Here is a 15825-nt window from a genome sequence, read left to right as displayed (position 1 = left end):
GCTTGAGTCTAGCCTGCTGCTTCGGCCGGTCTTGACGTGATGATATCTTGAGCGTTGGAGAGTTCTTCCTCTGTGGAGTCCATAGGCTCCATTTCAATATGATTGAGGAGAGTGGTCACAAACGCAAACAGCAGGAACGGTAAAGACAGTACCACAATTAAACCGACTGTTGCTAAGGCGTAGATTTGGCGAGAGCTACTCCACAAGGCTAAAGCAGAAGCGAGGGTGATAAAGATGACAATCAACCAAATCATTATTTGACCGTAAATATCACCAAAGCCAAGGGTGCAACGGAAACGATATTTTTGCAGGTTATTCATTAGAACCTCCTTGTTAGGATTCTTTCCCCCCCGAGTTGGGAATGGGGAGTTTGGGCAAGTTAGTTTTTTTGTTGTCTCTCCAGTTTTCGCTTTGGGGAGCGGACTCCTTTCAAGACTTTGCTCCTTAGAAAGCTAAGGAGTTCTACGGGATTTTTTCAGAACATTGCTTTAAATCTTAAGGTTAAAGCGATTACCGGATTTGGGGCAAATTCTAAACATTTTAATAAGACTTGTTACTAAACTTTACAGAAAATCAGAGTAAAAATACTCGGATTTGCAAATATTAAGTTACATTTTATACAAGATGCCAATAAAATTGAGAATTGGCGATCGCCGTTGAATCGGTTTTAGGAGACGGTCAAACCCCCGATCTTGAACAATTTAAAATTCAGTTGATTCTCGATAACTTTCCTTTTCTCCGGCAACCGAACTCAACCGTTTAGGAGATTTTTTTCTCCTCCTTTGTGGTGGATAAACGACCCGTTAACACCCAGTTTCTCACCTGAAAGCCCATAAAAATACCGCCAAAAAATACCATCCAAAATAAAACCGGCGATTGGGTTTCGAGTCCGCTCGGTAAGTTCATCCCAAATACACAGGAAATTGCGGTTAAAGGGAAGCAAATTGCCGCTAATAAATTCAGTCGGTGGGCTGAACGGACGGATTCTAAGCTTAGTTTTGCCTGTTCTTCTGATTGTTTTGCCATCGAAAACTCCAGGGCATTTTTTGTGTTTTGGTAGAGTAAATCAAGGGTTCGTTCGGTATCGTAAGCCGCATCTCGTAAATCAATTAAATCTCTATCGTTCGGAATCGCTTCTCGGGCAGATTGTAAGGTGGCGTGTAAGTTTTGGGTTGCCAAATGCAACGGAGTTATATTTTCTAAGATGTGAAAATAATCTTCAGAACTTTGGGCTTTAAAGTATTGATCTGTTAAATTTTTTTCGGCTAAACTGTAGGCTTTGATATGTTGAATTAACAGTTTAAAACCGATTCCGCCGTGACTGGCTTCCCAACGACCATCAGGACGCCGCCAGAAGAAAACCGCCTCTCGTTCCCGGCTACCCGGTTGGGGGGCTTTGTGGAGAATTAACAGTAAATGACCGCTACTCACCATCGCCCGTTGTTTTCCTGCACTCTTTTGGCCGAGGCGATCGCGAATTGACTCCGGGATAGCCCAAGTAGGCGGAAGTTTCATAGATGTTCCTCTGTTGTACGCACAGGAATTATCTTCAAAATTTTAACCCCAATTACGGAGATCTTTAACTTATTTTTTCAAACGATGGTAAAATAATCCTAAAACTTTCCGAACTTTAATCAAAATTAGGTCAATTTAAGCCCGATGAAAGATTTATTTCTCACTTGGTTAAATCGTTTATTAGTCTTTGATGTTTTTCTGGTTTTATTTAGTTTTTTTTGGTTGGTTGTTGCCGTTGTCGGTCGTTCTCTCGATCTGTCTTTGGGTTTAGATTTGTGGTACAAGCTCTGGGAACCTGTTTTTACTCCGGCTTTGGGGATTTTAATGGGGGGAGCAATTTTAAGTGGGATTATCAGCCAAATTTCTAAGCGACTTAACAAGCAATCTTAACCGCTTCACCCTTGGCGGTAGACAGTCAGCAGTATTCACCCGAATTCAATAATTGATAATTAATAATGGATAATGGATAAGTAATAATGGATAATGGATAATTAATAATGGATAATGACCTCGATCTAAATGAAGATGATTGATACAGAGGAAATAATTTTTCTTTTTTCTCCTTGAAAGTCGAGGTCTTCAACCTGATTAATTAATTATCCATTATCCATTATCCATTATCCATTGATCAGGAGAGGTCTTCAACCTGATTAATTAATTATCCATTATCCATTGATCAGGAGAGGTCTTCAACCTGATTAATTAATTATCCATTATCCATCATCCATTATCCATTGATCAGGAGAGGTCTTCAACCTCATTAATTAATGCTCAATTATCAATTGTCAATTATCCATTGATAACCCCTTCTGTTGCTGTCTGCTCCTTTTTTTATTTCGGTTTTCCCGAAGCGATCGCGCTTGTTCAACTTTCCCACCCCACTGTAAAGTTTTATCAAAAAAATTTATGATAATTAACATCGCTTAATTTATCTCAGTTTTAGCTTAAACTTTCCTTTTTTAAGACTTTCTCAAGAGTTGACCTTCCCAAGAAAATCCCCGATTGTGATATACTCATAAACAGTTAGAGAATAAGCAAACATTCAACCCCAAGCCCTTTTCGAGAACAACAACCTTACCGCCGATTAAAATTTGAAAACTTCTCTAATTGTTGAGTAATTATGCGGATCGACCCGCCAATAAATTCCGAAATTAACAGACCTTAAAATTTAAAAAATATATAATTAAAGTTCAACATTTGATCCCCCGTCCTTCGTTGATGCGGTTGAAAAATTATGAAAGATATCGATGTAGAACTCAAAACCCGGAATCTCATCCGTTTGGATCAAGAACCGATCCAAATCTCGGGTCAAGTTCAGCCTCACGGCGTGCTGTTGGTGTTAGAAGAACCCAGTCTAAACATCTTACAAGTCAGTACAAATACCCGCTCTGTGTTCGGAATTTCCCCCGAACAGATGCTCGAAAAAACCTTAGACGATCTCCTCGACCCCTTTCAAATCGAACGGATTCAAACCGGATTATCCCAAGAAACCCTAGATTATATCAACCCGACGAAAATCTGGATGAGAATCAAAGGCGATGATTATGTCGTATTTGATGGAGTCTTTCATCGCAATCCCGATGGATTTCTCATTCTCGAATTAGAACCGGCCACCTCCCAAGAAAACATTCCCTTTTTGAGCTTTTATCACCTGGCGCGAATGTCAATTAACCAACTGGAAGAAACCGCCAGTTTGCATGATTTTTGTCAAATCATCGTCCAGGAAGTGCGAAAAGTCACGGGATTTGATCGCGTCATGCTTTACAAATTTGACGAAGAAGGGCATGGAGTGGTGGTCGCCGAAGAAAAAATAGAGGAATTAGAACCCTATTTGGGGCTGCACTATCCCGAGTCCGATATTCCCAAACCCGCCCGGAAATTATTAAGTTCTAATTGGATTAGAATTATCCCCGACGCCAACGCCCAAGCCGTCGCCTTATTCCCCTACGAAAACCCCGTTGTCGAACGCCCGTTAGATCTGACCCATTCCACCCTGCGAAGCGCATCTTCCTGCCATTTACAATATCTCAAAAATATGGGAGTCGGCGCCTCCTTAACCATCTCCCTAATTAAAGACGGAAAACTGTGGGGATTAATTGCCTGTCATCACCGAACCGAGAAATTTGTCTCCTACGAACTGCGGAAAGCCTGCGAATTTTTAGGGCGAGTCATCTTCTCCGAACTCTCCTCACGCGAAGAAACCGAAGACTATGATTATCGGATGAAACTGACCTATATTCGGTCAGCATTAATTGATTTCATGTCTGCCGAAGAAAACTTTATCGAAGGTTTAATTCGCCATCAACCCAATCTTCTCGACCTCACCAACGCTCAAAGCGCAGCCATTTATTTTGGCGGACAGTGGACAACTGTCGGCCCGACCCCCAAAGAAGAAGACCTCAACTTTTTGCTGCAATGGCTGAAGAAAAACAGCGAAAAAGAAGTCTTTTCAACCAACTCTTTACCCCGAATTTATTCCGACGCCGAACGCTATAAAGAAGTCGCCAGCGGTTTACTCGCCATCAGCATTTCCGAGCGAAATTATGTGTTGTGGTTCCGCCCCGAAGTCATCCAAACCGTCAACTGGGGAGGAGATCCCTCAAAAGCCATCGAAGCCACCCAGTCAGAAGGCGTTTTACAGTTATCGCCCCGGAAATCCTTTGAACTGTGGAAAGAAACCGTTAAACTCAAATCTTTACCCTGGAAACACGTTGAAATTAACGCCGCTTTAGAACTGCGAAAAGCGATTATTAACATCGTCCTGCGTCAAGCCGATGAACTCGCCCAACTCGCCCACGACCTCGAACGCTCTAACGCCGAATTGAAAAAATTTGCCTACGTCGCCTCTCACGACCTCCAAGAACCGCTCAACCAAGTGGCGAACTACGTTCAATTGTTGGAGATGCGCTACGAAGAAGAACTCGACGAAGACGCCAAAGAATTCATCGATTTTGCCGTCCAAGGCGTCAGTTTGATGCAAACCCTCATCGACGATGTTTTAGCCTACTCCAAAGTCGATATTCAGGGGGTTGAATTTGAACTCACCTCCGTCGGCACCGCCCTCGAACGCGCTTTAAGCAACCTGCGAGGCCGGGTCAGCGAAACCCGTGCTATCATTACCTCCGAACCCATGCCAACGGTGATGGCCGATAGCACCCAGTTAATGCAGTTGTTCCAAAATCTGATCGGCAACGCCATCAAATTCCGCAGTTCGGCGCCCCCCGAAATCTATATCGGAGCGCACCGGCTCGAAGATGCTTGGCTGTTTTCAGTCAAAGATAATGGGATTGGTATCGACCCTCAATTTGCAGAACGGATTTTTGTGATCTTTCAACGCTTGCACACCCGCGATGAATATGCCGGTACCGGGATGGGTTTAGCAATTTGTAAAAAAATTGTTGAATGTCATCGGGGTCGAATTTGGGTTGAGTCCGAACTCGGTCAAGGTGCAACATTCTACTTTACGATTCCAGTGGGAGGACAAGCGCGTGAGCGGCGAAGCGCAGGAAAGACCCAAAATCATATTTTTAGTTGAGGATAATCGAGGCGACATTCGCTTGATTCAAGAAGCCCTAAAACGCAGTACCGTTGCTCACGAAGTGGTGACGGTCCGAAACGGGATGGATGCGATGTCTTATCTGCACCGGGAAGGGGAGTATAGTGAAGCTCCCCGACCGGATTTAATTTTGCTAGATTTGAATTTGCCTCGCAAAGACGGACGGGAAGTGTTGGCCGAAATTAAAGCTGACCCGGATTTAAAACGGATTCCCGTCGTCGTTTTAACGACCTCTAAAAATGATGATGATATTTCCCAAAGTTACAACTTACACGTCAACTGTTACATCACCAAATCTCGCAACTTGACTCAGTTGTTTGAGATTGTTAAGGGGATTGAGGAATTTTGGTTGAAAATTGCCACGCTTCCGACCGAATAGGGGATTTTAAATCAAGCCAAACATCCGGAGGGAACACCAACCCAAATTCTACTTTTCCTGTTTTTTTCTGCACGGCACCCAAGCAGTAGTACAATGTCTATTTTACAGCCTGAATTGATGACTTATTCTATTCGTTTTTTGGAGCAGCATGAGGAAAGAGCAAAAAAATTATGCTTGCAAGTTCGGTAAATATTCTGTTGATTGAAGATAGTTTGGCTGAAGCCCGCTTGCTGCAAGAATTGCTCAAAGGTTTTCAGTTCAATTCCTTTAATTTGGTTCATGTCAAACGACTCACCGAAGCCATCGGTTTACTCACCGACCAACAAACATTTTCCTATGATGCTATTTTACTCGATTTAACTTTACCTGATAGTGAAGGACTCAACTCGCTTCAGCCCCTCCTCCAATGCGCTCCTCGGGTTCCGATTGTCGTTTTGACCAATACCAACGATGATGAACTCGCCCTCGAAGCCGTGCGACGGGGGGCGCAGGATTATTTGGTTAAACGACAGGTTAGTGTGGAAACGTTGGTTCGTTCTCTGCGTTATGCGATTGAACGCAAACAAGCAATGGAGTCTTTGCGGGAGGTTAATCAGGCTTTATCTCATCAAGTTAAAGAACAAACGGTCGAGTTGGTTAAAGCCAAAGAACAGCATCAAATGACATCCGAATTTGTTTCGATGATGTCTCACGACTTTCGCAACCCTTTAAGTACGATTTTATTATCAACAGAATTACTCCGAGATTGGGAACAAAATTTAACCAAAGAACAAAAACGCTCCATTTTTCAACGCATTCGTTCTGCGGGAAAAAATTTGGTACAATTGTTAGATGAAGTGATTTTAGTCGGCCGGGCCGATGTTGATCGGTTGGAGTGTTTACCGACACCTTTGGATATTAAATCTTTTTGTCAACAATTGGTTGAAGAAGCCCGACTCGAAGCCACTTCTCAACATCAAATTGAGTTGAATATTCAAGGGGAATTTACAGGCACTTTATGGGATGAAAGCCTGTTACGACACATCTTTATGAATTTATTCTCCAATGCGATTAAATATTCTCCTGAAGGCGGTCTGATTTGTTTAGAAGTTATTGCTCAAGACCGTTTTGCTCTTTTTAATCTCATCGATTCCGGTATTGGAATTCCAACCAATGATTTAGTTAAATTATTTCAGGCTTTTCATCGCGCGACTAATGTCGGTAAAATCTCCGGTACCGGCTTGGGGTTGGCGATTGTTAAGCGCTGTGTAGAAGCTCATGGCGGTGAGATTTCTGTCGAAAGTGAAGCCGGCGTTGGTACGACTTTTTCCGTGAAATTACCTTTGATTTATTCTGACTTTGCTGATCATCTTGCCAAAGATTGAACGGTAAAAAGCCCGTGACGAGGATTGAACTCGTGACCTCACCCTTACCAAGGGTGTGCTCTACCACTGAGCCACACGGGCGTTGATTTGGAGGTGGGCCGAGCTGGATTTGAACCAGCGTAGGCGTAGCCAGCGGATTTACAGTCCGCCCCCATTAACCACTCGGGCATCGACCCATTTATTCAACAATTAACTAATGTAGCAGATGTTTTTGGAAAGCGCAAGGGGTTTGCGAAAAAATTTTTAAGGTAGGTATTTTTGTACAACCGTCCAACCCGTCAGAGAAACGACACCAAAGGCGAAGAACAGAGCGACATTGGTACCAATATGAAGCGGTCGCGCCCAAGGTCTTGAGGGGCGTATTTGAGTCGCACTCCAAGCGGAAACCAAGACCAAACAGACAACGGTTAATCCGGCAGGCAAGTGGGCTGAATGACCGAGATTTCCATAATAACCGATGGTGCCAATCAGACCAATTGCCAACAGGATCAAAACCAGTGCTACCATTGTACTACCGATCGCCAAATGAGCGGTTCGTAACCCTTGAGGGCGAGGCTGCTTCTGCTTGCGGGTCGAAAACATCCAACTCCCCGTGATAGCCAGCATCAGGTAAGCGAACAGCGAAAATCCCATTGACCAAGCAGCAATCTTCCACAGCCACAGAAAAGACGGAAGGTTCATTAGAAGTCCTTAATTTCAGCGTCAGCGATGCGGGTGTTGTATTATACAACCAATCAAGGATCGCCAGGGCGATGACTACAAAGATAGCATTACCGGTGTAGCAAAGGATCTGTCGAAAGAAGAATTTAGCCGGAAGTGGAGTAACAGGGGTCTGGCGATAAATATTCTCTGGCGTTGGCGCTGCTGAATGGGTACTCAACATGATGAATCAAACAACTCGACTTGATTACTAGAATGGCTTAGTTTTTCATCAAGTGTGTTAAATTTCGATAAAAAATTTATGAGAAAAATTTTACCCTCGATCAAGTTGGAGTTATCAATTCATCAGCAAAGTTCCGTTAAAGAGGTTTACTTCACTCTATTTTTTATAAAAAAAAGTGTTTAAACCTCCCGATTATTATTTGGGGTTTATTTAGAAATAAAATGCACCCAAAAATCACCATCCGGCATACAAGTCCGCCGAATTAAACCATAGGAATAGCGTAAATAAGCGCCGCTTAAATCGGTGCGGTATCCAGTCGAAAACCATTCTCCATAAGGGTCGTGAACAATCAACCCATAGTCATCGTAACCCACGACGGGCATAATATGACCAAAGGCGGTAAAATATCCGTGAATCACGCAGGGTTTTCCTTCTGCTAACCAATCTTTTAAATCTTCGATATCTCCTTTTTCGGTGAAATAATCTTGACAGCCATAATCCCTAACAATTTTTGCTAAATCGTAGGGACTCCATCGACTGTAACCTCTTTGGATTGCATATTCATAGAGTTCGTCTTCAAACTGTCCGTAACTTTTGCGTCTGGGAGTATTAAAATAAGTCAAACACATCGCCATAGACGTCACGTTACAAGCGCCTGTGGGATTAAAAAAGTTATCGGTTTGGGGTTTGTAGGGAAAGTTTTCTAATCGGACTCGTTGGGGTCGAATTTTCGGAAAAACGAGCTTACTTCCTTCGTAGATTTCGGCGTGTTTTTCAAAGACATACCAAATCGATTGATCTTGAAAAGAGTCACTCCGAAATGCAACTCGAACATGGCTGCGAATCGGTTCAAAAGCAATCAGAGAAAAAGACAGATTTTCTTTCATTCCCTGTTTTTCCGATTCGTTGAGTTCGCTAGATTGAACGGGTCTAAGTTTAAGAATGGTTTCTTTGGTAATTTTCAACACCAAAGCGGGACTCGGTAAATTTTCGGGCTTGCTTTCGATTAAGAGTTTCGCTGTAATTATACCTAAATACCCCGGTTCCCCGCAGTTCATCAAGGTTTGAAACCGATGTAATGCTGCGGTGGATAACGGGCCAAACTTACCATCCACTGGGGGATTTAATAAACCCAAGTTAATTAAAAGCGTCTGAATTTGACGAGTTAATTCCTCATCTGCGGCGATCGCTGTGATATCATAACGTTGATCATATCCGACAATATCTTCTAGTTTCATATGGGATGGAAATCAGGTTGAGAGTTATTTGCTTTTTCGGTTATTATATCCTTGAAGTTAGGCTTTAGCGTTATTAATTTGTGGTTGACCTCGGCTTAACATCCCTTCATTCAATCAGAATTGAATTTTAATATAATAACAGACAGTTGACCTCTATTCGCCAACTGTCTAAAAATCTTTAACGGTTTGATAGCCTCTGAATTTAAAACTGTCTTCCTCGCATCCAAACGGGGAAACCTGCTTCATCTCTGAGGGTGATTGTTTTGTTGCCTTTTGTGATTTCACTGGCGACCATCACCGCTCGTCCATCGGCCGAAGAAACTCTTGTCGCCGTTACTTGAATTTGATCGTTCGGCTCGATTCTAATGTCTTGATTGTCAATATACCACGCCGGCCCCAAATGTAAATCAATCGTTTCATTGTCGGTTTGGAGGACAACATGAACCCCTCCCCGTTGCCATTCTCCCTGCGTCCAAGTATCAACTTGAAGCACTTTTCCCGTGACCGTTTCGACTTCATTGGAGTTAAAGATCATTCCTCTGTGTCTTCCGTATCCACCCCCGAGGTTTCCGGGCATCATTCCGGGTCTACCCATTCTATTTTGTTGAGAAAATCCACCAGATTGACAACAGGGGGGAGAGGCTTGAGAAATATCGAAGGTCGAATCAACAGATAGATCAATGGGACTGAGTGCAATTAGGGCCGCACTGAAAATTGTTGCAGCACTGAAATATAAACTCATCATTCAGCCCTCCTGGTTTACAACCAGTTTTTCTAATTTCTATTTTAACAGAAAACACCTCCAAAATCAACAATTTAGATAACATTACAAAACTTCAAACTGTTTAAGCTTTCATGTCAATCGTTGCCATCATTCCTAAATCTTCGTGGTCGAGAATATGACAGTGATAAACCGTTTTACCGGGATAATCTTTAAAGGGAATGCGAATGCGTACCACTTCCCCCCGCTTCACCAATGTTGTATCTTTCCACGCCCGATAGGGTTCGGGTTTGTTATCTCGGCTAATCACTTGAAAATCATTAATATGTAGGTGAAAAGGATGATCCATCGTGTCTGTATTGGCAATTTCCCAATCTTCAACCGTATTCAATTTCACCACAGTATCGGGGTTTCCCATCTCAAAGGGTTCGCCGTTAATTAAAAACACCATTCCCATTCCCGGCGCCATCCCGTGATTGAGGGTTAAACGGCGTGTTTCTTGGGGTTCGGGAAGTTCGGGAACGGCGATTAATTGTTTGGGTAAAGGTAGAGTTTCAACCGAGTTTTTATAGCTTAAAGTCGCTAAGGTTTGGGGAGTATTTGTATTAGCAGAATTTCCCATCATTCCTCGATTTCTCATCATTCCGCCTCCCATCATTCCGCCTCCCATCATTCCGCCTCCCATACCACCCGTGCGATCATAAGGTAAATTTAAAAGGCGATATTGTCCGGGTTCTCGTTCTCCTCGAACCAATATTTCCACCCGTTCACCGGGAGTTAATAACACTTCTGAAAGTTCGACGGGTTCGGAAATAGCACCGCCATCTGTGGCGATTAAATAAAGGGGATGTTCTTCCAATTTTAGGCGATAAAAACGAGAAGAAGAAGCATTTAAAATTCTTAAACGCAACAACCCGCCTTGAGGAATTGAAAAGTTAGGATTGAGTTCACCATTAACGGTTAAAAGTTCTCCTTCTCGCCCCAACATCATCCCCATATGACCTTGAAAATTGGCTTGATTTCCATTCAAAGCAAAATCTTTTAAGACAAGAAATTGTTCTTCTGCGGCTTGAATTTCGGGAATTTCATCCAGTTCACCCCTAACTATCAATAAACCCGCCAAACCCCCAAAAAGTTGTTCTGCAACTAAACCGTGTAAATGGGGATGATACCAAAAGGTTCCCGATGGATGATTTTTAGGAAGGGTAAATTCATAGGTAAAACTTTCGCCCGGTGGGATATTTAAAAATACATTATCGGCGTTTCCTGTGGGCGGAATGTGCAAACCGTGATAGTGTAAATTGGTCGGTTGGGCGAGTTTATTGGTAAAGTTAATTCTGACCGTATCTCCGGGTTTTGCTTCCAGTCTGGGTCCGGGAATTTGTCCGTTATAACTTAACAGTTTGGCATTTTGTCCGGCTATAGACACCCGATCAAAACGTGCTTCTAAAGACACATCTAACAAATTTCCAACACTGCTTTGAGTCGAATAATTGTTCGACTGTGCTTTGATAGAATTAGAAACACATTGCGTTAATAAAATACCGCCGGCTGTAGAGGCGCTTAAGGTGATAAATTTTCTGCGGTTGATCATGTTATTTTATCCTCGAACTTCTAATGTTCCTCGTACCATATTCATCCCACAACTAAAGGTATATTCTCCCGGTTTTTCTGGGGTAAATTCAATGGTTGTGGTTTTATCGAGGGGTAAATCTTTCGAGATGTTGAAATCAGGAAACAGGACTTTATCTAAACAATGACTGGGGTCTTTGCGGTAAAATTGTAAACGAATCGGTTGACCGGAATTTACGGTAATTCTGTTGGGTTCGTATCCGCCATCAACCAAAATTTCGAGTTCTTGGGTGTCTTTAGTTTGGGTGGCTTGTTTGGCTTTGGGTTTGCTGAACATAAACCACCAAACTTCCAAACCTATTAACCCCAAACCTGCTGCTGTCACTCCCCTTTTTACGGGAATGGGTTGTTGAATTTGGCGAAAGTTTTCGGATGTTTCTGAATGGGATTCAACGGACGCAGCCTGTACAGAAGTTGCAACAATTGCCGAGAGTAATATCTGACTGAAATAGAATCCAATTTTCTGATATTTTAGCATAACTTTAATCTCCATTGTGGCTTGATTCGTCGGTTGGCTTGAGGTACAAAACCTTTATTCGTAGGTTGGGTTGAGGCACGAAACCCAACATTAATCATACGATATCCAGTTGATTGATTCTGTTTTGGGGTGGGACGGGTTTATATAACTTTTCTGTGAGAAAACATAAATTCATGTCGAACCCGCCCCTACAATACTGGTGACTGGTGACTGGTGACTGGTGACTGACTGAACCCGCCCCTACAAATTTTGATGTAATTTGATACCATCTCCGGTTGATTGATTCTATTTTGGGGTGGGGCGGGTTTATATAACTTGTCTCTGGGAAAACATAAATAATTGCTGAACCCGCCCCTACAAAATTTGATATCTTTTGACGCCCCAGATACCGGAATATTTTATCAGGATGACAGTTTAAAATTCCGCAAACGCAACGCATTTGTCACCACAGAAACCGAACTCATTGCCATCGCAGCACCCGCAATAATGGGATTGAGTAGCCAACCAAACAACGGATACAAAATTCCTGCGGCGATGGGAATTCCTGCGGTGTTATAAATAAACGCAAAAAACAGATTTTGGCGAATATTTTTCAGGGTGGCGCGACTGAGTTTAATTGCGGTGATAATTCCCGTTAATTCTCCAGAAATTAGGGTAATATCTCCGGCTGCAATTGCCACATCTGTTCCGGTACCGATGGCAATTCCCACATCGGCTTGGGCGAGGGCGGGCGCATCATTAATTCCATCGCCAACCATCGCCACAATTCGATGATTTTCCCCCTTTCTTTTCTTTTCTTTTTGAATAGATTTCACCAAATCTGCTTTTTGATCGGGGCGAACTTCTGCAAATACTCTTTCAATCCCAACTTGTGATGCAATGGCTTCTGCTGTTTTCTGATTATCTCCCGTAATCATTACCACTTCTAACCCCATTCTTTTTAAGGTTTTGACCGCATTTTCTGAAGCGGGTTTGAGGGTGTCAGCAATTCCAATTAACCCTTCTATTGTACCATCAACGGCTATCCAAGCGGTGGTTTTTCCGTCGCTTTCCCACTGGTCTTGAAACTGTTTTAAGCCTTCAATATTAACGTTTAATTCCCCCATCCAGCGACTCGTTCCAATTTGGATAAATCGATCCGAAACATAGCCTTGAACGCCCATTCCCGTCATCGCTTCAAAGTCTTCGGGTTCCGGTAAGGGAAAATTAACGCCCTGAGATTCCGCATATTGAACAATCGCTTCGGCGAGGGGATGTTCTGATTTTCGTTCGACTGCGGCGACTAATCGTAATAGTTTTAATTCGTTATCGTTGGCAGTTCCCCCTGTGGTAATATAGTTAGTAACTGTTGGTTTTCCTGCGGTTAACGTTCCGGTTTTATCGAGAATAATCGTTTGAATTTTGTGGGCGAGTTCCAAACTTTCTGCGCCTTTAATTAATATCCCGTGTTCGGCGCCCAATCCCGTTCCGACCATTACAGAAGTTGGGGTTGCTAATCCCAACGCGCAGGGACAAGCAATAATTAAAACGCCCACGCTGGTTAAGGTGGCTAGGGTTAAATTTCCGGTAAAATTAAACCAAATAATAAAGGTTAAAATCGCGATCGCAATCACCACCGGAACAAACCAACCCGTGACTTGATCGGCTAATCTTTGAATGGGTGCTTTTGAACCCTGCGCCTGTTGTACCAGTTGTACAATTTGGGCTAAAACGGTGTCTTTTCCCACTCTAGACGCCCGAAATTTAAAGCTTCCGGTTTTATTAATGGTCGCGCCAATAATGTCATCTCCGGGTTTCTTTTCAACGGGTACACTTTCCCCCGTTACCATCGATTCATCAAGGGTTGAACGTCCTTCTATCAGTTCACCGTCAACGGGTATTTTTTCACCAGGACGAACAATAATAATATCCCCAACATTAACCGCTTCTAGAGGAATATCCACTTCTTTTCCATCCCGTACAACTCTTGCAGTTTTTGCTTGTAAACCCATCAATTTCCGAATCGCTTCCGAGGTTTGTCCTCTGGCGCGATGTTCGAGTAATTGTCCGAGTAAAATCAGAGTAATAATAACGGATGCTGACTCATAATAAACATCCGCACTTAACCCTTGAGTTCTAAAAAATCCCGGAAATATTGTCACAAATAGGGAGTAAAGATAAGCCGAACCGGTTCCGACTGCAATTAATGTATTCATGTCGGCGCTGTGACGTTTTAAGCCTTTCCACGCCCCGGTAAAAAAGGTTTTTCCGCACCAAAACATCACGGGAGTTGTTAAAATTAATTGCAACCAAGGGTTATGTGACCACATCGGAATAAAGGGTATTTCTAACCCCGTCATCATCGGTAAACTTCCGATAATTAAAATAGTGCTAATCACCGCACCAACAATAACTTTTCGCCTCAATTTTTGGGCAATTTGACGGTTTTCTTTCTCCCGATCTTCGAGGTCATTTTGAGTGTTTTCTAACGGTTCGGCGCTGTATCCCGCATCGCTAACCGCTTGTTGAATTTTTTCAGTATTAGTTTGTTTCGGATTATACTGAACGGTTGCCTGTTCTGCGCCTAAATTAACGTTACATTCTGCTACGCCGGGAACTTCGTGAATGGCGCGATCGATTTTATTGGCACAGGCGGCGCACCCCATACCTTTTAGTCGCAAATAAATCGTTTCCATCGCCTTGACCCAATGAGAATTGTTGATAAGTCTGATTCTTTTAGGATAAAGCCTCCAGTCAACTGGAGAGTCAAGGGCCGAATATTTACCTATTTCTTTGGGGAGAGAAAATTATAATATGATATTGGCTTGATTAATGCCTTTTATGGTTGCGGGGCGGGTTTAATTCAATCTGGGAGTGGTCGCCCTCGATCAATACTGAACCCGCCCCTACATGGCGCTCATTGATGAGTCGGACTCATATAATATGATATTGGCTTGATTAATGCCTGTTGGTAGGGGCGGGTTCCGCATTAATTTATGTTTTCTCACAGAAAAGTTACATAAACCCGCCCCACCCCAGATCGGGAATTTGATTTAACATTAAAATTCGCGATCGCGATCCTTTGATGGCGATCGGGGATTTTGAAACTATAAGTAATCGTTTTCTTCTTCGATGCGTTGAGGAAGTTCTTTGAAATTGGGTAATTCGACCGTTTCTTTCTCGGTTTCTTTAACATTGAGCGGGAGTTTCAACGGTTGACGTTTTTCTTCGATCCAGCAACTCGCCAACGGTAACGTTTGTTCTAAATCATCCAAAGGTCGAGGAATAACCATCACCGCATTCAAATCCCCAATTCGTTCAGCTTCGAGCATTCCGGCTTCTACCGCTACGGCAACATCGGCAACCGAACCCCGAATAATCGCCGTACACAACGCATCGCCAATGGTTTCGTAGGAAGCCAGATAGACCTCAGCGGCTTTTAGCATCGCATCACAAGCGCCGACCATCGCCGGAAAACCCCGGGTTTCGACCAAACCGACAGCTTGGTTACTCAAGCGACTGTGACCGCCACTGGTCGCCAACTGAGATAAACGCGCACTAATCGGTAAAACATATTCTAAATTGGGAAGGGGGCGGGCAATCACCAGAGACGAAACAAATTCGTTAAACTGTTTGGCGGTATCGCTTCCGGTTTCGACCGCCAAACGAATATCGGCAATGCGACCCCGGACTATAGCCGTACAGTAGCCACTGCCGATTTTTTCGTAACCGACCAGATGAACACCTGCTGACTTCAGCATCATGTCAGCCGTCCCGACGATCGCCGGAAAGCTGCGTGTTTCAACCAGACCCAAAGCCATATCTTGGTATTCGGGTCGCTTCATCCGTTGAGGGGAAACAAATTTTTGCAGGTGTGCATCCATGAATACGATTGTTGGAATTTGGACGGGCGGAATTTCAGTTCCAGGGAGTTGGGCAAAGGGGCAAACGGCACACAGAGACACTTCGCAACGGAAGGAAAATTTTGATTCTCTTGTCTGTTCTCCCCTTCACCCGTAACCGTGAAATGCTATTGTCCGACTCGGCAAAACCGATGCCCGATGCCCGAATTCTCTCTGT

Annotated in this window: 13 protein-coding genes and 2 tRNA genes; 4 read left to right on the top strand and 11 right to left on the bottom strand. The window is 43.3% G+C overall.

Going from position 1 to position 15825, the window contains the following annotated elements; genetic code table 11:
* Positions 1–8: 8 nt before the first annotated feature.
* The gene (locus ACL6C3_RS20240; protein WP_413160842.1) at positions 9–320 is read right to left on the bottom strand and encodes a hypothetical protein; all 312 of its coding nucleotides are present in this window, start codon (positions 318–320) and stop codon (positions 9–11) included.
* Between the two features lie 439 nt (positions 321–759).
* Positions 760–1515: a hypothetical protein gene (locus ACL6C3_RS20235; RefSeq protein WP_413160841.1), complete on the bottom strand. Its 756-nt coding sequence runs from the start codon at positions 1513–1515 to the stop codon at positions 760–762.
* Positions 1516–1659: 144 nt separating this feature from the next.
* Here ACL6C3_RS20235 and ACL6C3_RS20230 point away from each other — a divergent pair, with 144 nt between their 5' ends.
* From ACL6C3_RS20230 to ACL6C3_RS20215, 4 genes are all read left to right on the top strand, one after another.
* The gene (locus tag ACL6C3_RS20230) at positions 1660–1905 is read left to right on the top strand and encodes a hypothetical protein (protein WP_413160840.1); all 246 of its coding nucleotides are present in this window, start codon (positions 1660–1662) and stop codon (positions 1903–1905) included.
* A gap of 844 nt (positions 1906–2749) precedes the next feature.
* Complete coding sequence (locus tag ACL6C3_RS20225) at positions 2750–5050, top strand: ATP-binding protein (RefSeq protein WP_413160839.1); 2301 nt, start codon at positions 2750–2752, stop codon at positions 5048–5050.
* Positions 5004–5450 (top strand): response regulator, encoded by a 447-nt coding sequence (locus ACL6C3_RS20220; RefSeq protein WP_413160838.1) that lies wholly within the window; start codon positions 5004–5006, stop codon positions 5448–5450. Before ACL6C3_RS20225 ends, ACL6C3_RS20220 begins: the two co-directional genes overlap by 47 nt.
* 170 nt (positions 5451–5620) lie before the next feature.
* A complete protein-coding gene (locus tag ACL6C3_RS20215; RefSeq protein WP_413160837.1) occupies positions 5621–6814 on the top strand; it encodes an ATP-binding protein in 1194 nt (397 codons plus the stop codon).
* Positions 6815–6823: 9 nt separating this feature from the next.
* Here ACL6C3_RS20215 and ACL6C3_RS20210 read toward each other — a convergent pair.
* The 9 genes from ACL6C3_RS20210 to ACL6C3_RS20170 form a co-directional block, all read right to left on the bottom strand.
* Positions 6824–6895 (bottom strand) — tRNA-Thr (locus tag ACL6C3_RS20210).
* Between the two features lie 13 nt (positions 6896–6908).
* A tRNA-Tyr gene (locus ACL6C3_RS20205) sits at positions 6909–6990 on the bottom strand.
* A gap of 67 nt (positions 6991–7057) precedes the next feature.
* Positions 7058–7495 (bottom strand): DUF4079 domain-containing protein, encoded by a 438-nt coding sequence (locus tag ACL6C3_RS20200; RefSeq protein WP_413160836.1) that lies wholly within the window; start codon positions 7493–7495, stop codon positions 7058–7060.
* Positions 7496–7903: 408 nt separating this feature from the next.
* Positions 7904–8935: a C39 family peptidase gene (locus ACL6C3_RS20195; RefSeq protein ID WP_413160835.1), complete on the bottom strand. Its 1032-nt coding sequence runs from the start codon at positions 8933–8935 to the stop codon at positions 7904–7906.
* A gap of 202 nt (positions 8936–9137) precedes the next feature.
* On the bottom strand, positions 9138–9680 hold the full coding sequence (locus ACL6C3_RS20190) for a hypothetical protein (RefSeq protein ID WP_413160834.1): 543 nt from the start codon (positions 9678–9680) through the stop codon (positions 9138–9140).
* Between the two features lie 100 nt (positions 9681–9780).
* Complete coding sequence (locus tag ACL6C3_RS20185) at positions 9781–11250, bottom strand: multicopper oxidase family protein (protein ID WP_413160833.1); 1470 nt, start codon at positions 11248–11250, stop codon at positions 9781–9783.
* A 6-nt stretch (positions 11251–11256) separates the two neighbouring features.
* Positions 11257–11781 (bottom strand): cupredoxin domain-containing protein, encoded by a 525-nt coding sequence (locus tag ACL6C3_RS20180; RefSeq protein WP_413160832.1) that lies wholly within the window; start codon positions 11779–11781, stop codon positions 11257–11259.
* A gap of 386 nt (positions 11782–12167) precedes the next feature.
* Positions 12168–14441 carry a heavy metal translocating P-type ATPase gene (locus ACL6C3_RS20175; protein WP_413160831.1) on the bottom strand — a complete coding sequence of 758 codons (2274 nt, stop codon included), beginning with the start codon at positions 14439–14441 and terminating at the stop codon, positions 12168–12170.
* Between the two features lie 411 nt (positions 14442–14852).
* Positions 14853–15629 carry a BMC domain-containing protein gene (locus ACL6C3_RS20170; RefSeq protein ID WP_413160830.1) on the bottom strand — a complete coding sequence of 259 codons (777 nt, stop codon included), beginning with the start codon at positions 15627–15629 and terminating at the stop codon, positions 14853–14855.
* Positions 15630–15825: the final 196 nt, after the last annotated feature.

This window comes from Capilliphycus salinus ALCB114379 (assembly GCF_047276495.1).
Classification (GTDB): domain Bacteria; phylum Cyanobacteriota; class Cyanobacteriia; order Cyanobacteriales; family Microcoleaceae; genus Capilliphycus; species Capilliphycus salinus.
The sequence above is the reverse complement of the archived record's forward strand: the minus strand, read 5'-3'. Positions and strand labels throughout refer to the sequence as shown.